Annotated in this window: 15 protein-coding genes and 2 tRNA genes; 10 read left to right on the top strand and 7 right to left on the bottom strand. The window is 41.1% G+C overall.

Annotated features, from left to right (window positions below):
• Positions 1–20: 20 nt before the first annotated feature.
• From menB to BM329_RS03235, 4 genes are all read left to right on the top strand, one after another.
• The gene (gene menB / locus BM329_RS03250; protein ID WP_092548830.1) at positions 21–878 is read left to right on the top strand and encodes a 1,4-dihydroxy-2-naphthoyl-CoA synthase; all 858 of its coding nucleotides are present in this window, start codon (positions 21–23) and stop codon (positions 876–878) included.
• A complete protein-coding gene (menC, locus tag BM329_RS03245) occupies positions 878–1,873 on the top strand; it encodes an o-succinylbenzoate synthase (RefSeq protein ID WP_092548827.1) in 996 nt (331 codons plus the stop codon). Before menB ends, menC begins: the two co-directional genes overlap by 1 nt.
• Positions 1,864–3,264 (top strand): o-succinylbenzoate--CoA ligase, encoded by a 1,401-nt coding sequence (gene menE / locus BM329_RS03240; protein WP_092548825.1) that lies wholly within the window; start codon positions 1,864–1,866, stop codon positions 3,262–3,264. Before menC ends, menE begins: the two co-directional genes overlap by 10 nt.
• Before the next feature lie 162 nt (positions 3,265–3,426).
• A complete protein-coding gene (locus BM329_RS03235) occupies positions 3,427–3,972 on the top strand; it encodes a YfaZ family outer membrane protein (RefSeq protein ID WP_092548822.1) in 546 nt (181 codons plus the stop codon).
• Positions 3,973–4,028: 56 nt separating this feature from the next.
• On the opposite strand, the gene tyrP is transcribed toward BM329_RS03235, so the two are convergent.
• The 5 genes from tyrP to BM329_RS03210 all read right to left on the bottom strand — a co-directional run bounded on the left by tyrP (position 4,029) and on the right by BM329_RS03210 (position 7,587).
• Entirely contained in the window at positions 4,029–5,174 is a 1,146-nt protein-coding gene (gene tyrP / locus BM329_RS03230) for a tyrosine transporter TyrP (RefSeq protein ID WP_339351652.1), read from the bottom strand.
• Between the two features lie 426 nt (positions 5,175–5,600).
• Complete coding sequence (locus tag BM329_RS03225; protein WP_092548816.1) at positions 5,601–5,960, bottom strand: helix-turn-helix domain-containing protein; 360 nt, start codon at positions 5,958–5,960, stop codon at positions 5,601–5,603.
• A gap of 56 nt (positions 5,961–6,016) precedes the next feature.
• Positions 6,017–7,252 (bottom strand): phage integrase central domain-containing protein, encoded by a 1,236-nt coding sequence (locus BM329_RS03220; protein WP_143101201.1) that lies wholly within the window; start codon positions 7,250–7,252, stop codon positions 6,017–6,019.
• Positions 7,253–7,417: 165 nt separating this feature from the next.
• Positions 7,418–7,493: transfer RNA gene (locus BM329_RS03215), tRNA-Thr, on the bottom strand.
• A gap of 6 nt (positions 7,494–7,499) precedes the next feature.
• Positions 7,500–7,587: transfer RNA gene (locus BM329_RS03210), tRNA-Ser, on the bottom strand.
• A gap of 209 nt (positions 7,588–7,796) precedes the next feature.
• Here BM329_RS03210 and rcsD point away from each other — a divergent pair.
• The gene (gene rcsD / locus BM329_RS03205) at positions 7,797–10,547 is read left to right on the top strand and encodes a phosphotransferase RcsD (protein WP_092548813.1); all 2,751 of its coding nucleotides are present in this window, start codon (positions 7,797–7,799) and stop codon (positions 10,545–10,547) included.
• Position 10,548: 1 nt separating this feature from the next.
• Positions 10,549–11,199 carry a response regulator transcription factor RcsB gene (gene rcsB / locus BM329_RS03200; protein WP_092548810.1) on the top strand — a complete coding sequence of 217 codons (651 nt, stop codon included), beginning with the start codon at positions 10,549–10,551 and terminating at the stop codon, positions 11,197–11,199.
• 67 nt (positions 11,200–11,266) lie between these two features.
• On the opposite strand, the gene rcsC is transcribed toward rcsB, so the two are convergent.
• Complete coding sequence (gene rcsC, locus BM329_RS03195) at positions 11,267–14,128, bottom strand: two-component system sensor histidine kinase RcsC (RefSeq protein ID WP_092548807.1); 2,862 nt, start codon at positions 14,126–14,128, stop codon at positions 11,267–11,269.
• Between the two features lie 182 nt (positions 14,129–14,310).
• On the bottom strand, positions 14,311–16,950 hold the full coding sequence (gyrA, locus tag BM329_RS03190) for a DNA topoisomerase (ATP-hydrolyzing) subunit A (RefSeq protein ID WP_092548804.1): 2,640 nt from the start codon (positions 16,948–16,950) through the stop codon (positions 14,311–14,313).
• 195 nt (positions 16,951–17,145) lie between these two features.
• On the opposite strand from gyrA, the gene ubiG reads away from it, so the two are divergent.
• The 4 genes from ubiG to yfaE all read left to right on the top strand — a co-directional run bounded on the left by ubiG (position 17,146) and on the right by yfaE (position 22,005).
• Positions 17,146–17,892 (top strand): bifunctional 2-polyprenyl-6-hydroxyphenol methylase/3-demethylubiquinol 3-O-methyltransferase UbiG, encoded by a 747-nt coding sequence (ubiG, locus tag BM329_RS03185; RefSeq protein WP_092548801.1) that lies wholly within the window; start codon positions 17,146–17,148, stop codon positions 17,890–17,892.
• Positions 17,893–18,290: 398 nt separating this feature from the next.
• On the top strand, positions 18,291–20,582 hold the full coding sequence (gene nrdA / locus BM329_RS03180; protein ID WP_092548798.1) for a class 1a ribonucleoside-diphosphate reductase subunit alpha: 2,292 nt from the start codon (positions 18,291–18,293) through the stop codon (positions 20,580–20,582).
• A gap of 12 nt (positions 20,583–20,594) precedes the next feature.
• Complete coding sequence (gene nrdB, locus BM329_RS03175) at positions 20,595–21,725, top strand: class Ia ribonucleoside-diphosphate reductase subunit beta (protein ID WP_092548795.1); 1,131 nt, start codon at positions 20,595–20,597, stop codon at positions 21,723–21,725.
• A 1-nt stretch (position 21,726) separates the two neighbouring features.
• The gene (yfaE, locus tag BM329_RS03170) at positions 21,727–22,005 is read left to right on the top strand and encodes a class I ribonucleotide reductase maintenance protein YfaE (RefSeq protein WP_092548792.1); all 279 of its coding nucleotides are present in this window, start codon (positions 21,727–21,729) and stop codon (positions 22,003–22,005) included.
• The last annotated feature ends 14 nt before the right edge of the window (positions 22,006–22,019 follow it).

The following is a 22,019-nucleotide window of genomic DNA, read 5'->3' as shown; positions in this document are numbered from 1 at the left end:
TTGGTTAAGGAAATTCAGTAATGCGTTACCCAAGCGAAGAAAAATTGTATTCCCTCATTGAATGGCAAAATTGTTCTCAAGGGTTTGAAGATATTCTCTACCATAAGTCCTCAGATGGTATTGCTAAAATTACGATTAATCGTCCTCAGGTACGCAATGCGTTTCGTCCTCTGACTGTTAAAGAGATGATTCAGGCATTGGCAGATGCACGTTATGATGAGGAAATTGGCACAATTATTCTGACTGGTATGGGAGAAAAGGCATTTTGTGCCGGAGGAGATCAAAAAATCCGTGGTGACTATGGTGGCTATAAAGATGATGGTGGAATGCATCACCTGAATGTCCTGGATTTTCAACGCCAGATCCGCACCTGTCCGAAACCTGTTGTTGCTATGGTTGCAGGATATGCTATTGGTGGTGGGCATGTGTTGCATCTGATGTGTGATCTGACCATTGCAGCGGATAATGCTATTTTCGGTCAGACAGGCCCTAAAGTTGGTTCCTTTGACGGTGGATGGGGCGCATCTTATATGGCGCGGATAGTAGGACAGAAAAAAGCCCGGGAAATTTGGTTCCTTTGTCGCCAGTATAACGCCGAAGAAGCTCTGAATATGGGGTTGATCAATCAGATTGTGCCTTACGCTGAATTGGAAAAAGAGACTGTGCGCTGGTGCCGCGAAATGCTGGAAAACAGCCCAATGGCGTTGCGTTGCCTGAAAGCCGCATTGAATGCAGATTGTGATGGTCAGGCGGGTTTGCAGGAGTTGGCGGGGAATGCCACCATGTTGTTTTATATGACGGAAGAAGGGCAGGAAGGGCGCAATGCGTTCAATGAAAAACGTCACCCTGATTTCAGTAAATTCAAGCGTAATCCGTAATGCGTAAAGCGACCTTATATCAATTCAGCCTGCCAATGGAGGCAGGCGTTATTCTCCGTTACCAACGCCTGAAAACCCGTGATGGTTTTCTGGTTCATTTACAGGAAAATCGGCGGAATGGCTGGGGCGAAATTTCTCCATTGCCGGAATTTAGCCGTGAAACGCTTGAACAGGCAAAAACAGCGACAGTGGAATGGCTGCAACAATGGTGCCAGAACAAAGTCGGACTAAATAATCAATTAAAAGACAGTAAATTGCCTTCCGTTGCTTTTGGACTCAGTTGTGCATTGGCTGAATTGCAGGAAGAACTGCCTGAAGAAGCCAATTATCGTAAAGCATCGCTATGCACCGGTGATCCTGATGATGTGATTCTGCGTTTGGGAAATATGGCGGGCCAGAAAATTGCAAAAGTCAAAGTGGGATTATACGAAGCTGTGCGGGATGGCATGATAGTAAATGTTATGTTGGAAGCTGTTCCCGATCTCCGGCTAAGATTAGATGCTAACCGCAGCTGGACACGCTTAAAAGCAGATGGTTTTGCTAAATACGTCAACCCGGATTATCGTCAGAGAATTGCTTTTGTCGAAGAACCTTGTAAAACCCGTGAAGAATCGCTGGCATTTGCCCGTGAGACAGGTATTTCCATTGCATGGGATGAAAGTGTGCGTGAAGCGGGTTTCACCGTGGAAGTACAAGAGGGAGTTTCTGCCATCATCATTAAGCCGACATTGGTAGGCAGTATTGTCCGTTGCCGTCAATTGATCACAGAGGCGCATCAGTTAGGGCTGGAAGCAATCATTAGCTCTAGCATTGAATCCAGCTTTGGATTGACGCAATTGGCTCGCCTGGCTCATTGGTTGACACCCGGCTCTCTGCCAGGTTTGGATACACTGGATCTTATTCAGTCCCAGCTTATCCGTCGCTGGCCAGATAGTGACATTCCGTGTATTACGTTAGATCAGCTGGTAACGGTATGGAGCCATGAATGCCAGTAACTGAGTGGATACAATGGCCGTGGCAGCATTGGGCGACGGTCTATCCTCACAAGCAGGCTATTCAGTTATATGATGAGCCGCTAAGCTGGCAGCAATTAACGCAAAAAGTCAGCGCCATTGCTGCCAGCTTTTATCAACAAGGGCTTTCTGAAGGTAGTGGTATCGTTCTCAGAGGCAAGAATAGCGCTGAATTCCTGCTGTGTTATCTGGCAGCGTTGCGATGTGGTGCAAGAGTCTTGCCCCTGAATCCCCAATTACCTGAACCATTATTGGCGAAACTATTACCCCATCTTAATCTGGATTATGGTGTGGATTTTACTGATTCACCTTCACCAGCCATTCAAGTCAGGGAACTAAACTGGCAACAAATATTGCCAGAAACATCTGAACAACATATGGCACTGTGGAAATGTCAACGCCCTGCCAGCATGATCTTGACCTCTGGTTCATCTGGATTACCTAAGGCTGCGGTGCATTCCATCGGGGCACATCTTGCCAGTGCGCAAGGTATTTTGTCTTGCATGGATTTTCAGCCAAATGATAGTTGGCTTCTTTCATTACCGTTGTTTCATGTTTCCGGTCAGGGCATTCTCTGGCGCTGGTTGCAAACAGGTGCAAAATTGGTATTGCGGAATTTACATCCATTGAATCAAGCACTATCTGGTTGTACCCATGCATCGCTTGTCCCTACTCAGCTTTGGCGTTTACTGAGTCAGCCGCCGGAACCTCAATTGATGTTAAAAGAGGTGTTACTGGGTGGTGCGATGATCCCAACGGAATTGACTCAACAGGCAGAACAGTCGGGAATTGATTGTTGGTGTGGCTATGGGCTGACAGAAATAGCATCAACTGTTTGCGCAAAAAGGGCTGATGGATTACCGGGTGTAGGCCATTCACTTCCCGGAAAATCCATTCGATTAGTGAATGAAGAAATTCAGATCCGAGCTGACAGTATCGCCAGTGGCTATTGGTTTGATGGAGAATTAAAACCGCTTACGGATGATGAAGGATGGTTTTCGACACGTGATCGGGGTGTGTTCGAATACGGGGAATTACGGATTTTAGGCCGCCTTGATAATCAGTTTTTCAGTGGCGGTGAAGGTATTCAGCCGGAAGATATTGAACGAATCATTAACCAACATCCTCAAATAGAACAAAGTGTTGTTGTTCCCATACCTGATATTGAATTTGGTCATCGGCCAGTGGCCGTTATTGATACACAATATCCTCTACTGCCAGAGATACTTATTGATTGGCTCTCGGATAAACTCGCCGCTTTTCAGCGCCCTGTAGCTTGCTATCTATTACCTGCACCATTGAAAGATGGTGGAGTAAAAATCTCACGACAACAGGTTAAACAGTGGGTGATGGAAAGGATAGTCCAAGCATAAATAGTATACTAATGAATAGTACGACCTACTTAATAGTTATGTTATTTACATATCTTGATAAATCTAGATGTTACATTGCTTCTGCTATCTATGTCGTGACGAGGATTCTAGTAAAATGTCTCAGGTTATATTGGCATTCACTAATTAAGAAAGGACAAAAATATGAAAGGTTTTATTGCTGTCAGCGCAGCAGCCAGTTTACTTTTTGTAACTGGTTCAGCAAATGCAATTTCCGCAGATATACAGGTAGGTAAGCACAATACGAGCACATCTGTGGGAATTGGTGATAAAAATGCGGGGTTATCTCTAAATGGTAATTGGACTCGCAGTGATCATAATGGTCAATTGGGTAGTTTAGGTTTGGCTTTTGGTTTGCCTTTTGGACCATTAACGGCAAAAGTTGGTGGTAAGGCACTTTACTTATCTCCCAAAGATGGAAAAGATGGAGCAGCGTTGGCAGGAGGTATTGGTTTCAGTTGGGCTGTAACATCTTCGCTTTCTCTGTATGGTGAAGCTTACGGTTCGCCATCAGGATTAATGTCAGGAATGGATTCTTATACTGAAGCTGCCGGGGGGCTTCGGTACACTCTTTTCAAACCTCTCAGTATAGATGGCGGTTACCGTGTTATTAATATAAAAGGAAAGAATGGTAACCGCAGTAACAAAGTTTCTGATGGTTTTTATATCGGTGCTGGTGTCAGTTTCTAATGAATTTATAAAAATATCCGCATCAATATTGATGCGAATATTTTTAAATGCGGAAATTAACCAACTTTCGGCAGCATACCTGTCACGATGCCAATTTGAATTGCGATAACTCCAATCCCGCACAGGAAGATAAATACTAAGGCAGGTTTACCTCCTTTGACACGATATCCTCCCTCGTTTTCCTCTCGGCTATGCCAAACCAGCAGACAAGGTAATAATAATGCCAGAATGGAAAGAGCGACAGCGGCAAATGTCAGTGCCATAACAAAGTCAGGGTAATAGAGAGCACAAAGTAATGGAGGGGCAAATGTCGTCAATCCAGTTTGTAAACGTCCTTTGACATGATTACGACGTTTTAGCAGGTCAGCAAGATAATCAAACAATCCAAGAGAAACGCCAAGGAATGAAGTTGCTAATGCGAGATCAGCAAACAGATGGACAGCAAGCTCTACTCTCGGTGAAGCGATAATTTCTCTGACTGCTTGTAAGAAACCATTCAGACCGGATTGTTGTGCGAGAATACCGACAAAAGTATTTGAAGAAATGGCCCCGAGCGTTACCAATTGCCACAAGATGTAAGCGACAAGTGGAATAGCACTGCCGATAATAAAAATCTTTCGTAGTTTGTTGGTGTCTCCTCCCATATAGGAAACGATGCTTGGCACACTGCCATGAAATCCGAATGAAGTAAAAATTACCGGAATAGCGGATAGCACTAATCCTTGCTCAATGGGCATGGATACTAAGTTAATTTTATCAACATGTGGCATCATTACAGCGAGTACGATCACCAAAAAAATGATTTTGGCAGTAAACAGCAAGCGGTTAATCAAGTCAACAGAGTGGGTGCCGATACAGACAACACCGCCAGCAATAATAGTAAAAGTAATAATCCCGACAGAGACAGAAATGGGTTTATCTAACCAGGAAGATAAGCTTGCTGACAGTAATGCTCCTGCACCACTGATATAAGCCGTTGTCAGAGCATACATCAGGAAAAGCATACTGAAACCGGTCAAAACTTGCCCACCGAATCCAAGATAGCGTTTTGCAATCGTTCCCAGCCCTGTGTCAAATTTACTATGTTGATAAACTTCCACAAGCAGGAGTGCTGTATAACTCATCAATGCCCATAGGGCGACTAATATAGCAAATGTAGTTCCAAAACCTACACCCGCCGCTGCCAATGGCATTGCTAGCATTCCCGCACCAATCGTCGTTCCAGCGACAATAAAAATACTGCCAATAGTGCGATCCTTCACGCGATCCTCGTCTTATGATTATGTTGAAAAATAGTTATAAAACTGGCAGGTTAAATGATTGATTTGTGGCTGTCAAATTTATGATACATAAGGTGTAAATAAATAATTACGAAATTAATAGCCTTGGTATAGAGGAAGATAAAAATGACAAGTATAGATAATTTGCAATCATAGACTATATGATTAGGGAATGAGCAGCAAATAATAAAGGATTAATTTAAAGGATATGAGATGTCAAAATGTTCAGATCCGGGGAGACATATGCTGATAAAGTAAAAACCCGCTATCTCACCGGATGATTACGGGAAATAGCGGGTTCTTGAAACTTTCATGTCCCAAATGCGTCCTCTGAGTGGGGTCGTTGGGTTATGGAATTAGTTGTTCTGGAGTACAGTTGTATAGTGCAGCCAGTTTTTCTCGTGTGCGTTTTTGTGGTCGATCTGACGCCTCCCACTGAGACACGGTTGATTGAGCTGTGTTGAGCTTTTCAGCTACTTCGTACTGAGATAGCCCACGATAGATGCGCCAGGCTGCTAGGATAGAAACATCTTGGTCAACCATGATAGACACGACTCCGTTAGGCACGGTCACATCATCGTATTTTGATGGGGTGTATGGCACATCCTCCCAATTTTCCTTTGTGCTGATAAGTTTTTCGTATTCAGCTACTGGCAGGACAACATATTGCGGTTTTCCTGTTTCATCATTTATGTATTGCATTTTCATGTATTCATCCGGGGGGCTAAGAGTCGCGGTGAATTTAATAATGAGGAAATGGCGGATTACCCCGCCTGGTACGTTGTCGATGTTCTCCGTTTGATTGCCATTATCGAGCAGATAACCGGTTTGCCATCAGTGATTTCGAAGATTATCCTGTATTCGCCAACCCGTAGTCTGTACTGGTTATCAAGATCATGAAGCTTCTTGATATCCAGTGTCACTGCGGGAAAGGTTTCAAGTTGGTTAACCTTCTCACTGATAGTTTTCCGATATTTGGTATCTTCGGTTTGGGTGTCATAGCCCATAACACGCAAGGCGTTATTCACGGTATTTTCACTCATGACTTTCATTGAATCATGGTTATGGGGGAACATCACCTCACAATCGCCACTGAGTCCATGCAGGGTTTTGATAAGAGCGACAGCCTGACGGCTCAACGGCACAGTGTGCTCGGTTTTCATTTTCATGCCACGTTCAGAGAATTTGACGCCTTTAATGGGCTTCCTTGTGGCGGGAATTTTCCAGACAGCCCTTGTAAGGTCGATTTCTTCCCAGCGCGCAAACCGCAACTCACTGGAGCGGACAAACGTGAGTAGCGTCAGTTCCACCGCGATCCGGGTCATTACACGGCCACGATAACGAGAAAGGCGGGTGAGAAAATCAGGTAAATATTCATGGGGCAGGGCGGGGTGATGACGGGATTTTACGGTAGTAAGTGCACCCGCCATATCATTGGCGGGGTTGGACTCAAGAACGTCATTCTGGACAGCGTAACGCATGATGGCCGTCACACGTTGTTGCAATCGCTGGGCGGTGTCATGCTTGCCATCAGCATCAACGGCTTTGATTGGGGCTAATAGCTGGCTGGTTCTTAATGTGCCTACATCAAGAGAACCGACATGGGGAAAAATGTAATTCTCAAGGCTGTGTAACACCCGGTTACTGTGGTTTTTACTCCACTGTTTTTTACTGGCGTGCCACTCACGGGCGATGCGCTCGAAGGGGTATGCTCCCTTCGATTCAGATTGTGCTCTTTTTTTCTCTGCTTTGGGATCAATCCCTTGTACAATCAATTTCTTGGCTTCGTCTCGCTTGGCTCGTGCATCAGCCAGGGAAACAATCGGATAGACACCAAAAGCCAGCCGGTCTTCTTTTTTATCAGTCGGGCGGTAGTACTTCATGCGCCAATATTTAGCGCCGTGTGAAGTGACCTCCAGATACAGGCAGCCACCGTCAGTCAGTTTATAGGTTTTCTCTTTGGGTTTTGCAGTTTCGATTTGTCGTGCGTTTAGTTTCATTTTATGGGGCATACTTATAATCGAAGTGTAGGTGCCACTGATTATGCCCCTTGCTGCATATTGATTGCAATAGACTAAAAAATACGCCGAAATAACCTATGTGGTTAATTCGGCGTAATTTTATTTTAGGTGATTTACTTGACTGGACTTCAAGAAACCTTAAGTTGGTGCCGGCTACCGGAGTCGAACTGGTGACCTACTGATTACAAGTCAGTTGCTCTACCAACTGAGCTAAGCCGGCGAAATTTGGCGGAAGGATAGAGATTCGAACTCTAGGATGGTTTCCCATCGGCGGTTTTCAAGACCGCTGCCTTCGACCGCTCGGCCATCCTTCCATGGCGCGAAATTATGCCTATATCGTTTGGATGTGTCTAGTCCCTAAAGAAAAAAAACACGTTTTTTTGCTGTTTGCTTAATCTTCGATCTGTAATGGCCTTTTCGTTCATTAACCTGCTAGTATTAAGTTCAGTTTATTGGCTTATTTATATACAATTCATGTCCTGTTGATCAAAATATATTCATGCTAAAGGTAATTATCCAAAGAATGTATAAACAATCACCTATCAAGCCATCTGCTATTCCTCGTTTTTACGCGTTATTTGTTACTTTGCTTTTCATGTCTCTATTTTTATTCGGGTATAACTATTTTGATATTTGGCTGATGGAGAAAAAATATGCTATCAGTAGCGTAGTAGCGAAGATGAGGTTACAGATCGGAAATTATCGTTATCACGCAAATCATATCTTCGAGCAATCACAATCTAATATTCAGCCAATCTCCTCTCGGGAGACAACATCATTGTTAAAAATTCGTCCCAATGTCTATTGGTTAGAAAATCACAATCAGGCTGTTGATACAATTATTTTTGGCCCTTACAACGATTTGAGTATTCAATTCGCTCAGCGTCTTTCTACTTATCTGGAAATTCTCTGGGGTTCCCGTAGTGAATACTTGTCTATGTATTATCTCAATGGGCAGGACAATAATTTACTTCTGGTAACGACTCATTCGATTTTAAAACCAGAAATAAGATTAAAGGAGAGTTATCTGACTCTGACTCCTGAGACTAAACGGACAGAGATGTTGGAGCAATCTATTACACTGGAGGAAAAAGAAAGCATTTCTAATATCAATGTACTGCGTGGTGATAATATTTATTTCTATACCTATAAAGCCGCATTTAATGCAGCTGGGCAATTAACCACTATTATTGCTTTTGATTTGCCTATTAATAACCTCTTATCGGTTGATATGTCACCAGCAAATTTTCTCCTAAGCCCAATTGATCCAGATGAATCTGATAGCTCAAATAAAATGGGAGCTTCATTGACTGGTTTTTGGTTAGAGTTTTCTGAACCTCTTAATATAATGCCGTATAGATTGATCTATCAGGTTCCGCTGCAAACACTGATTGTGGATTTATTGTTCAGAAACGTCTGGCTTTTACTTTCAATATTGATTTTCTTTTTGTTCTCACTGAGTGGGTTGTTTTATATCCGTCGGCGCTATATTGCTCCGAATGCCTCTATGGATCATGAATTGAAAATTAAGGATGCTCTGAATAGTGATATTGTCTCCAATATCCCTATTGGATTACTAGTCTATGATTCTGAAGAAAATCAGATAGTAATGAGCAATAAAATCGCAGAGCGATTGATACCCCATCTAGATTTGAATAAAGTTATAATGATGGCACAACAACATCATGGAGTAATTCAAACTTCTATTGATGAGATGATTTATGAAGTGAAAATGTATAACAACAGATTATTGCCAGAGACCTATCTATTTTTGCTACAGGACAAGGATAAGGAAGTTATGGTTAATAAACAATTACAACTTGCTAACAGGGAATATGATAAAAGTATTCAAGTTAGGCGTTCAATGCTTTCAAATATTAATAATGAAATAAAACATCCAATTAAAGGAATGAATGATATTGCTATCCAATTGAAGCAGCTATCAAAAGATGAGAATGAACAGAAGCTGCTGGATAAGTTATTGAATAAATCTCAATATATTACTGAATGGATTGAAAATATTTCTTTACTCAATGGGTTGGAGTTAGGTGATTGGAAGCCGGAACATGAAATATTTCCTCTGTCTCCACTGTTGGAAAATATTTTTAAAGCCTCTTTACCGATCTTAAATGCTAAAGGTTTGAAATTTTATTATCATTTTAATATTCCTTATGAATCTTTATTCATTGGAGACACTTTTGCAGTACGTAAAATCATTATATTATTATTTTATTATTCAATGACAACGACCAGTTATGGTAAAATATCATTGACTGTTAATAGTTCTGGTAAATATGATAATCATATTCAGATTGAACTGATGGATAGTGGCTCTGGTTTGAATGAAATAGATTTGACCAGTTTGAATTATCCTTTCCTGAATGAGTTAGTAGAAGATAAGTATTCGACTAACTCAGGCATGACTTTTTATTTATGTAATCAACTATGCAAAAGAATGGATGGAAGTCTTGAGATTAAAAGTAAGTTGGGATTGGGTACACATTATGTTATCAGTCTGCCATTGTTGCAGCATGATAATGAAAATGGTGAGACACCTCAGCTTTTGGAAGGGATTACAGTTTTAATTGATATCAATAACCCTGAGGTCAACAAGATAATCCACTCTTACCTCAATAATTATGGTGCAGCATATTTTGATAAAAGCAAAGAGAATATTACTGAAGAATACGATATTATACTTACTGATAAGCAATACAACGAGGAAAAACCAGCTATATTATTAGTAGGTAACTTAGCAGGATTCAAGCAAGTGAGACCAGGCTTGGTTCAGTGCAATTACAATCTTGTTGATGCTGTTATCAATGCAATATCGTTTTTGATTGAAGAAAATTTTAGTTTAGATGAATCCAGAGAAATTACTGAAATCTCTCAGCCTGTATATGATTCTGCTGATAATGCCAATTTCTTAGAGAATATTGATTTATTTGATAATATTTATAGTAATATCGATAATGCTCTCAAGAGTTATCAGATTCAGTTAGCAAACAGTGACTATGGTAAATTATTTATAGAGACAGTACCTATGGATATTACTAAGCTGTATACTGATGTAGAACTACATGATTTGATATCACTTTCGCAAACGGTACACCGCCTTAAGGGTGCGTTTGCTATGTTAGATTTTAAGTTTCTTAGGTCATCATGTGAGGCATTGGAAAAACACATAGCAGACAATAATGAAGTAGAAATCAAAAATAGCATCAGCCTCATTGATTCCTTTGTCACAAAGCTGTTGCAACAAGGTAACCAATAATATGAATAACCTTAATGTCATTATTGCTGATGACCATCCTATTGTTTTGTTTGGCATCCGCAAGTCACTTGAACAAATTGAGTGGATTAATGTCGTCGGTGAATTTGAAAATTCAACAACGCTCATTAATAGTTTGCCACATATAGAAGCAGATGTTCTCATTACAGATTTGTCAATGCCTGGGGATAAATATGGTGATGGCATTACCTTGATAAAATATATTAAACGCCATTATCCAGCATTGTCTGTTATTGTTCTTACAATGAACAACAATCCAGCTATTTTAAGCGCTATACTTGAACTTGATATTGAGGGGATTGTGTTAAAGCAGGGGGCTCCGACTGATTTGCCTAAAGCACTTTCTGCTTTGCAGAAAGGAAAGCAATTTACACCGGAAAGTGTTTCTAAATTGCTGGAAAAAGTGAATGCTAATGGTTACGGGGATAAACGTTTATCTCCAAAAGAGAGTGAAGTTTTGCGTTTATTTGCTGAGGGACTTCTTGTCACTGATATCGCTAAGAAACTCAATCGCAGTATTAAAACGATTAGTAGTCAAAAGAAATCAGCTATGCTAAAACTGGGAGTTGATAACGATATTGCACTGCTTAACTATTTGTCCTCTGTGACTATTAACAAAGATATTGGTAAATAGTTAATGAGTTATCCTCCTAAATAGAAAATCGGTAGCAGGGGTTACCGATTTTCTGCTATTTTCATGATCAATACATCTTATTTTTAATATTAATATATTCTATTAGTACATTTTTCAATATTGCGAGTGAAACAGGTTTTGATAAACAATTATCCATCCCTACGTTGGTACAACGTTGTTTTTCTTCTGCAAGAGCATTGGCAGTAATACCGATAATTGGTTTAGTGTAACCTTTATCCCTCAAGTATTGTGTAAGTTCATATCCATCCATATTTGGCATGTTCACATCTGTTAAAATAATATCGGTTGAATTGTTTTTGAGATACTCAATGGCATCAATGCCATCATTCGCCATTGATGTATTGAATCCTATGGAATTCAATTGGTCGGTCAGCAAATGCCGATTAATAGGGTGATCATCAATAACCAGTACTTTCACTGTATTTAAACGAGTATCTGTTTGAATAGTTTTAGATGCAGCGGGAGAGGTTGATACAGCACTTATGGGAATGAGGTTATGCGTTGTCAGCAGGTTATCCAACATACTATCTAATTCACTCAGCTCATAAGTATTATACAACCAATAATTTTCTTGAATCTGTTTCGGTGGGCCAATATGTTTTTCTGATATTTCTATATAGCAATAGACAGAAATGTTGTTCTTGTTATATTGATCGCTGATGAATATCTCTGTACCATCTATTTTACTCCCATCGTATATAATGACTTGGAAATGATATTGTAAGAAAAAATCTTGTAAATATTTTTCCATAAAATCATTGCGAACAGCCAGTAAAATCTTTTTCTGAGCACGCTGTCCGGACATTTTTTTAGCATGATATTTAACCCCATATAGAGGGATACGGATGGAAAAAATGCTGCCAACATATTTTTGTGAAACAAACTCAATATCACCATCCATCAAATTGATGAGTTTTTCACAAATAGCTAACCCCAATCCTGTACCTTGTGAAGCATTTTCTTTATTGGCACTAATTTGGAAGAATGGCTCAAATAGTTGGAATTGTAATTTATCATCGATGCCAAGCCCAGTATCTTTGATACTGACATACAGATAGCTATGCTTTGAAGTAATTTCAATGACAACACAACCTGATGCGGTAAATTTAATTGCGTTGTTCAGTAAGTTAGAGATGATTTGTTGTAATCTTACTGGATCATTGCGGATAACATCGGGAACATTTGGCTCAATATAGCAGTATAATCCTAGTCCTTTTTTTGTGATCAGGGGAAGATAGTTTGAAATTACATGTGATATAACTTCTCTGCAATTGAAATCCCTAGGGTCAATTTTCAACTGCTTTGATTCTATTTTAGAGAAGTCGAGAATATCGCTAATGATTTTCAGTAATAGTGATGATGAATTATTCATTGTTGTCAGCAATCGTATAGATTCTGATGGCAATGAATGAGATTGTATTAACTCCAGATTACCAATAATTCCATATAGAGGTGTTCTTAATTCATGGCTGACGGTTGCAAGGAACATTGATTTTGCCTGATTGGCTTGTTCTGCGGCAGAAGCCATTTCTTGTAATGATTTTTCCATTTTTACACGAGTACTAACATCTATTAGTACACAGATTGCAACTTCTTCATTACGATAGCGTGAATGAACAAAACTAATTTGCAAATGATTATTACTACTAGTGACAATATCAATATAACTGCTTTTTTTATCACAAATAATATCGACAATGCGTTTTTGATCTTTATATGTCAGCATTCGGATATAATTATGCGCAAGCTCATTACTTAAAATATTAACGCCGTCACTGACTCTTAAAATACTTATTCCTACAGGAGCAGATGCGACTATTTTATGATTAAATTGTTCGTTTTCTTCAAGACGGATAGCATTATCTTCTGCTGGAGAAAACATTTTTCTCTCAAATAACCAGACAAAAAAGATAATTGAGATTGCAGAAATAATATTTAATATAATGCTATTAATTGCTTTGGCTCTAAGTTCATTGTAGATATATTTTAGTGATAACGTATAGGCTACATGTAATGCGGACGGTGATAAACGCCGTATTAATATTAAAGAAGTAAGATTTTCATTATATCCAAAATAATTAGACAACATGTTGAATTTCATAGCAGGTTGGCTACTATCAGTAGTTTGGACTGGATATTGTAATTCGACATCTCCAGTATTATTTAGTATATGTATAGTTACAGGTCTTTCCCTTTTTTGCAGAAATAGTTTTAGCTTGATTGATTTTTCGAAACCAATTACACCTGCGATTTGTCCATTGGCATAAACTGGTGTAATGACATAAAGAGTACCAGTATCTATTCTTGAATACGGCATGATCCAAAAGATAGACTGCTCTTTTGCTTGATCTTTCTGTATGGTGAGTTTGCGGGTATTCTCGTATAGTTCTTTTTTTAGTGGGTCGGATATTATTATGCTGCTACGGGCACTTAAATTCACCATGCACATACTCTGTGTTTCAATGAAAAAAATCTCATTCACCCCACGCATAGCAGAAATATTTTGGGTCCAAAATGAAATCAAGTTATTTAATGAGCTTAACTGTTCATGTGATTTTTTCTGTAAGAGATCACAATTAGAATTTGCATTCAGGGAAGTGTATGAGACAGTATTGTTATTATGTGGAGGGGTAATAATTACTATATCTTTCCCATTTGATTGTGATAAATGTTTCTCAGTCGTATATTGTATATCATGTAAGATATTAGTGATGCCTCGCATAAAAGTAAATGCTATATCGTAGTTTGAATTGTAGTCTTGACGAATATCTGATTTGACCTCATTAAAAAAATTTACCAAATAAAAAGTGGTTAGTAAGGCACCGAGTGCCCATAGCATAAATCCGAGCACCCGAAAAAGATAACGGGATATTTTTAATGACGTCCGAAAAGAAGATAAATATCTCAAGAGATCGCCTGACGAAGATTATGATTAATAATAACTATTCACAGCATATACTAGTGTAGCAGGGAATACAAAGTAGCATTTAACTCTTGCTAATTCATCGTCAAAAATTGTGCAAAAAAAGCAGGCATTTATGTGCCTGCTTTATTGTTATGGATTAACAGAATTAGATTAAGGTAAATTAATTATTCTTGTTCTTCTGATCTGTTATGTTCTTCATCAGAGGAACTTGCTGTATTGCCATCCTCATCTTCGTCATCAGGTTCAGCAACACGCTGCAAGCCAACAACTTTTTCGTCTTCAGAAGTACGGATGAGAGTAACTCCTTGCGTATTACGACCAACAACACTAACCTCAGAAACTCGGGTTCTCACTAATGTACCCGCATCAGTAATCATCATGATCTGATTAGTCGGTTCTACTTGAATTGCTCCGATCACGTTACCATTGCGTTCGCTGACTTTGATGGAAATAACCCCTTGAGTTGCACGGGATTTGGTTGGATATTCACCTTCAGCAGTACGTTTTCCGTAACCATTCTCGGTGACAGTCAGGATTTCACTTTTCCCACGAGGAATGATCAGAGAAACAACTTTATCGCCTTGGCTGAGTTTGATACCGCGAACTCCGGTTGCGGTACGTCCCATTGCACGAACACCTTTCACACGAATAGTGCCGTCTTCCAGTGTTTCTTCTTCTTCTTCAAGGAAACGAACGACTTTACCTTGCGCAGAGAAGAGCATGACTTCATTGTTGCCATCAGTCAGGTCAACACCGATCAGTTCATCTCCTTCATTTAGATTCACTGCGATGATACCAGCACTGCGTGGACGACTGAATTCACTGAGTTTGGTTTTCTTAACGATACCGCTTGCCGTTGCCATGAAGATATTTAACCCATCTTCATATTCACGCACTGGCAAAATAGCTGTAATGCGTTCATTCTGATCCAATGGCAACAGATTGACAATCGGACGACCACGGGCACCACGGCTGGCTTCTGGCAATTGATATACCTTCATCCAGTACATCTTGCCATTATTTGAGAAGCAGAGAATGGTATCGTGGGTATTAGCCACCAGCAGGCGCTCAATAAAGTCTTCTTCCTTGGTGCGCGCAGCTGATTTACCCTTACCACCACGACGTTGGGCTTCGTAGTCAGATAATGGCTGATATTTCACGTATCCCTGATGAGATAGAGTGACAACAACATCTTCCTGATTAATCAGGTCTTCGATATTGATATCTGCGGAATTTTCCGTCAGTTCAGTTCGGCGGGCATCGTTATACTGCTCTTTGATAGCCAGCAACTCTTCACGAATAACTTCCATCAAGCGTTCTGGATTTTCCAAAATGAACAACAGTTCAGCAATGGCTTTCAGCAGTTCACGATATTCATCGAGTAGTTTTTCATGTTCCAGACCGGTCAATTTTTGCAGACGCAGATCCAAAATTGCCTGCGCCTGTTGTTCAGTCAGATAATATTTACTGTCATGAATACCATACTCCGGTTCCAGCCATTCCGGACGCGCTGCGTCATCCCCGGCTTGTTCCAGCATGGCGGCAACATTACCCAATTCCCAGGGCTGAGAAACCAGGCTTGCTTTAGCTTCTGTCGGAGTAGAAGCACGGCGGATCAGTTCGATAACAGGGTCAATATTCGCCAGTGCGATAGCAAGTGCTTCAAGAATATGAGCACGTTCACGGGCTTTGCGCAGTTCAAAAATCGTTCTGCGGGTGACAACTTCACGACGATGGCAAACAAACGCAGAAAGTATATCTTTCAGGTTAAGTAATTTTGGCTGCCCTTGATGCAGGGCAACCATGTTAATACCAAATGAAACTTGTAATTGGGTCAGTGAATAGAGATTGTTCAGAACAACTTCACCAACGGCATCGCGTTTTACTTCAATAACAATGCGCATCCCATCTTTATCAGATTCGTCACGCAGTGCACTGATCCCTTCAATACGCTTCTCTTTTACCAGTTCAGCGATTTTTTCGATCAGTCGGGCTTTGTTAACTTGATAGGGGATCTCATTGACGATAATGGTTTCGCGGCCAGTTTTTCCGTCAGCTTCAACTTCTGCGCGGGCGCGGATATAAATTTTACCGCGACCAGTACGATAGGCTTCCTGAATGCCACGACGACCATTGATAATGGCAGCCGTAGGGAAGTCAGGGCCAGGAATATATCCCATCAGGCCTTCAATGCTGATGTTTTCATCATCAATATAAGCCAGACAGCCGTCAATCACCTCAGATAAGTTATGAGGCGGGATATTGGTTGCCATACCTACCGCAATCCCTGATGAGCCATTTACCAACAGATTGGGGATACGGGTTGGCATCACCTCTGGGATTTGTTCTGTGCCATCATAGTTAGGCACAAAGTCGACAGTTTCTTTTTCCAAATCCGCCAGCAATTCATGGGCAATTTTTGCCATGCGTACTTCGGTATAACGCATCGCTGCCGCAGAATCGCCATCTACTGACCCAAAGTTCCCCTGACCGTCAACCAGCATGTAACGCATAGAGAATGGTTGTGCCAGACGAACAATCGTGTCATAAACAGCGCTGTCACCGTGTGGATGATATTTACCGATAACATCTCCAACAACGCGGGCAGATTTCTTATAAGGTTTATTCCAATCATTTCCTAATACATTCATCGCGAAAAGTACGCGGCGGTGTACTGGCTTCAGTCCATCCCGAACATCTGGAAGTGCGCGTCCAACAATAACGGACATCGCATAATCCAGATATGAGCTTTTCAGCTCTTCTTCGATGTTGACCGGTGTGATTTCTCTGGCAATGTCGCTCATGGAGCCACTGTCCCTCATACTCCGAATTCAAAGGGTTAGAATTATACCACAAATTGGCAGTTTTATAAAAACCAGATGCGGGTATTTCAAGATTAAGGCATGTATAATAGTTTTTCTGTCACACATCCCCATAATACTGTTACATTTTCTGTGAAGCAGTTTTCTGTGAAGCAGTTCCCAGGAGCGATATCGCTGATGAATATCAAAACTACCAATTCACATATTCGGACCCATGCTAATGTGGATCAACAGGAAATCGAAAAATTTGAAGCCGTTGCTTACCGTTGGTGGGATCTTGAAGGTGAATTCAAGCCACTGCACCGAATAAATCCACTGCGTTTAAACTATATCCTGCAACATGCTGATGGCCTTTTTGGCAAGAAAGTGCTGGATGTTGGTTGCGGCGGTGGCATCCTGTCAGAAAGCATGGCTCGTGAAGGCGCGGAAGTGACAGGGTTGGATATGGGATTTGAGCCTTTGCAAGTTGCTCGTTTACATGCTCTGGAATCAGGTATTTCCATCTCTTATGTGCAGGAAACGGTAGAAAATCACGCCGAGCAGCACCCGTATGATTATGATGTCGTGACATGCATGGAAATGCTTGAGCATGTACCAGACCCTGAATCAGTGGTTCATGCTTGCGCCAAATTAGTAAAACCGGGCGGTCATGTGTTCTTTTCAACGATTAACCGTAACCGGAAAGCATGGCTTATGGCCGTTATCGGTGCTGAGTATATTTTGAATATGGTGCCGAAAGGCACACATGATGCGAAAAAATTTATTCGTCCTTCTGAATTAATTCATTGGGTTGATAAAACTACGTTGAAAGATCAACATATCATTGGATTACATTACAACCCATTGACAGATAAATTTCGTCTTGGACACAATGTAGACGTGAACTACATCCTGCATACTCAATCAGTTAAAAGCCACAATTAAGGGATCAATAAAACAACAACTAGATATTTTTTTAAGATTTTATTTTTCCTGTTTCGCCGATAGCCTTATGAAAGTAACATCAAGTAACTACGCAGGTTATCGGCTCTTTGGCAAAATTAATCCTCAAGTTATCCACAAAACTGTCCGATTTTGTGCACTTGATAAAATGCGAATTTAACATTATCTTGTTATTACCGTTTTAATTACCCACTATATATTGTGTTTCTTGTCATCCTATAGTAACGAACAGTAACGAAACAAGTAGTAGCGAACGAAATAGTAACTTACAGTTGCCAAAGCCCCAATTGGCCCTCGGCCATTCTGGGTGTATCGTGCTGTCAATAGGTCAAGAAAGACGGTATAGGTGAGATACGAAAAGAGAGAAGGTGTATTTCCCTATGAACCAGAGTCTGCTAGTTACCAAACGTGATGGACATAAAGAACAAATTGATCTTGATAAAATTCACCGGGTTGTTGCCTGGGCTGCCGAAGGTCTGAAAAATGTCTCAGTATCACAAGTAGAACTGCGTTCCCAGATTCAATTTTACGATGGCATCAAAACATCCGATATCCATGAAACCATGATCAAAGCTGCGGCTGACCTGATCTCTGGCGATGCGCCTGATTATCAGTATTTGGCGGCGCGTCTGGCTATCTTTAACCTGCGTAAAAAAGCGTATGGTCAGTTTGAACCACCTGCGCTATACAACCATGTTATACGTATGGTTGATTTGGGTAAATACGACAAACATTTGCTGGAAGACTATTCCAAAGAAGAATTCGAGCAAATGGACAGTTTCATTGACCATTTGCGTGATATGAATTTCTCCTATGCAGCTGTTAAACAGCTGGAAGGAAAATATCTGGTACAAAACCGTGTAACTGGTGAAATTTACGAAAGTGCTCAGTTCCTCTTCATTTTGGTTGCTGCGTGCCTATTTTCTTCTTATCCGAAAGAAACGCGTCTGGACTATATCCGTCGCTTCTATGATGCGGTTTCCACCTTTAAAATCTCGTTGCCAACGCCGATTATGGCGGGGGTTCGTACACCGACTCGTCAGTTTAGTTCCTGTGTCCTGATTGAATGTGGTGATAGTCTGGATTCTATCAATGCGACATCCAGCGCAATTGTAAAATATGTATCCCAGCGTGCTGGCATTGGTGTGAACGCGGGTCGTATCCGTGCATTGGGCAGCCCAATTCGTGGCGGTGAAGCCTTCCACACAGGCTGTATTCCATTCTACAAACATTTCCAGACAGCGGTAAAATCCTGTTCTCAGGGTGGGGTTCGTGGCGGTGCAGCAACGTTGTTCTACCCTATATGGCATTTAGAAGTTGAGAGCCTGCTGGTACTGAAAAACAACCGTGGTGTTGAAGGCAACCGCGTCCGCCACATGGATTACGGTGTACAAATTAATAAACTGATGTATGAGCGCCTGATAAAAGGAGAAGACATTTCTCTGTTCAGTCCGTCTGATGTTCCGGGACTATATGATGCTTTCTTTGCGGATCAGGATGAGTTTGAGCGTTTGTATACCCAATATGAGAGCGACAGCAATATCCGCAAAGAGCGCATTAAAGCGGTTGAGCTGTTTTCATTGATGATGCAAGAACGTGCTTCAACGGGGCGCATTTATATCCAGAACGTTGACCACTGTAATACTCATAGTCCATTTGATCCGGCCATTGCGCCTGTTCGTCAATCGAATCTGTGTTTAGAAATTGCACTGCCAACCAAGCCATTGAACAATATTAACGATGAAAATGGCGAAATTGCGTTGTGTACATTGTCTGCTTTCAATTTAGGCGTTATCGAAAATTTGACTGAATTGGAAGAACTGGCAGAGTTGGCAGTCCGTGCGTTGGATTCTCTGTTGGATTATCAAGATTATCCAATTGTTGCAGCGAAACAAGGCTCAATGGGGCGCCGTACTCTGGGTATCGGTGTGATTAACTTCGCTTATTATCTGGCGAAAAATGGCGTGCGTTATTCCGATAGCAGCGCTAATAATCTGACCCACAAAACATTTGAAGCTATTCAGTATTATCTGTTGAAAGCTTCAAATGAGTTGGCGAAAGAGAGGGGATCTTGTCCGTGGTTTAGTGAAACTACATATTCACAAGGCATTCTGCCGATCGATACTTACAAAAATACATTAGATACGCTGACCAGTGAACCTCTGCACATGGATTGGGAAGCTCTGCGCAGTAATATTAAACAGTATGGTCTGCGTAACTCAACATTATCTGCATTGATGCCATCAGAGACATCTTCACAGATCTCTAACGCAACGAATGGCATTGAGCCACCGCGTGGCTATATCAGTGTGAAGGCATCAAAAGACGGTATTCTGCGCCAAGTTGTACCGGATTATGAGCTTCTGAAGGGGGCTTATGAATTGTTGTGGCAGATGCCGAGCAATGATGGCTACCTGCAACTGGTAGGAATAATGCAGAAATTTATCGATCAATCAATTTCTGCCAATACTAACTATGATCCGGCTCGTTTCCCTAATGGCAAGGTTCCGATGAACCAATTGCTGAAAGATTTATTGCTCGCTTACAAATATGGTGTAAAAACACTGTATTACCACAATACCCGTGATGGGGCAGAAGATGTTCAAGGTGATCTGGAAGAAGTAGTTGAGTTTGCTGATTCCGATTGTGAAGGCGGCGCGTGTAAGATTTAATTTGAGGAAGCTATGTCCTATACTACTTTTTCGCAAGTAAAAAATGATCAGTTACAGGAACCGATGTTTTTCGGTCAGTCTGTGAACGTGGCACGTTTCGATCAACAAAAATATCCTATTTTTGAAAAGCTGATCGAAAAACAACTCTCTTTCTTCTGGCGTCCAGAAGAAGTAGACGTTTCCCGTGATCGTATTGACTATAACTCGCTGCCAGATCACGAGAAACACATTTTCATTAGCAACCTGAAATATCAAACGCTGCTGGACTCCATTCAGGGTCGTAGCCCGAATGTGGCTTTCCTGCCGCTGATTTCCATTCCAGAACTGGAAACATGGATTGAAACGTGGTCGTTCTCAGAAACGATTCACTCGCGTTCTTATACGCACATTATCCGTAATATCGTCAACGATCCTTCTATCGTGTTTGACGATATCGTGGAAAACGACCAGATTTTAAAACGCGCTAAGGATATTTCTGCGTTTTATGACGATCTGATCAAAATGACTAACTACTATCATCAGTTGGGTGAAGGAACACACAGTGTTGCGGGTAAAACAGTCATTGTTGACCTTCGTGCATTGAAAAAGCAGCTTTATTTATGCCTGATGAGCGTTAATGCCTTGGAAGCTATCCGCTTCTACGTCAGCTTTGCCTGTTCATTTGCTTTTGCCGAACGTGAATTGATGGAAGGTAACGCTAAGATTATCAAACTGATTGCTCGTGATGAAGCTCTGCATTTAACCGGAACTCAGCATATGCTGAACCTGCTGCGCTCTGGTCAGGATGATCCTGAAATGGCGGAGATTGCCAAAGAGTGTGAACAAGAATGTTACGATCTGTTTGTAGAAGCCGCGGAGCAGGAAAAAGAGTGGGCTGATTATCTGTTCAAAGATGGTTCCATGATTGGTCTGAACAAAGATATCCTGTGCCAATATGTCGAATATATCACCAATATTCGTATGCAGGCAGTTGGCCTGAAATTGCCGTTTGAAACACGCTCTAATCCAATCCCTTGGATCAATGCGTGGCTGGTTTCCGATAATGTTCAAGTGGCTCCACAGGAAGTCGAAGTCAGTTCTTACTTGGTTGGTCAGATTGATTCGGAAGTCAATACTGAAGATCTCAGCAGTTTCGAACTCTGATATGGCTGATTACAAAATTACCCTGCCGTCATGGCAGGGTTTATCCATCCGTTATTCTTCGGATCTCCACAGTAATTTACTGGAAGCATTAGAGGAAGCATTAGAACAGGAAAGAATGCAGATTGAATACCAGTGCCGTCAGGGGTATTGTGGTTCTTGCCGTGTTCGTTTGGTAAAAGGGAAAGTGGGATATCCTTGCAAACCATTGGCGTTTGTCAATGAAGGGGAAATTTTACCTTGTAGCTGTCACCCATTGACAGATATTGAAATTAAGTTGTAAATCTAATACAGGCT

Origin of the sequence: Xenorhabdus koppenhoeferi (assembly GCF_900116635.1) — a bacterium.
Lineage (GTDB): Bacteria > Pseudomonadota > Gammaproteobacteria > Enterobacterales > Enterobacteriaceae > Xenorhabdus > Xenorhabdus koppenhoeferi.
The sequence above is the reverse complement of the archived record's forward strand: the minus strand, read 5'-3'. Positions and strand labels throughout refer to the sequence as shown.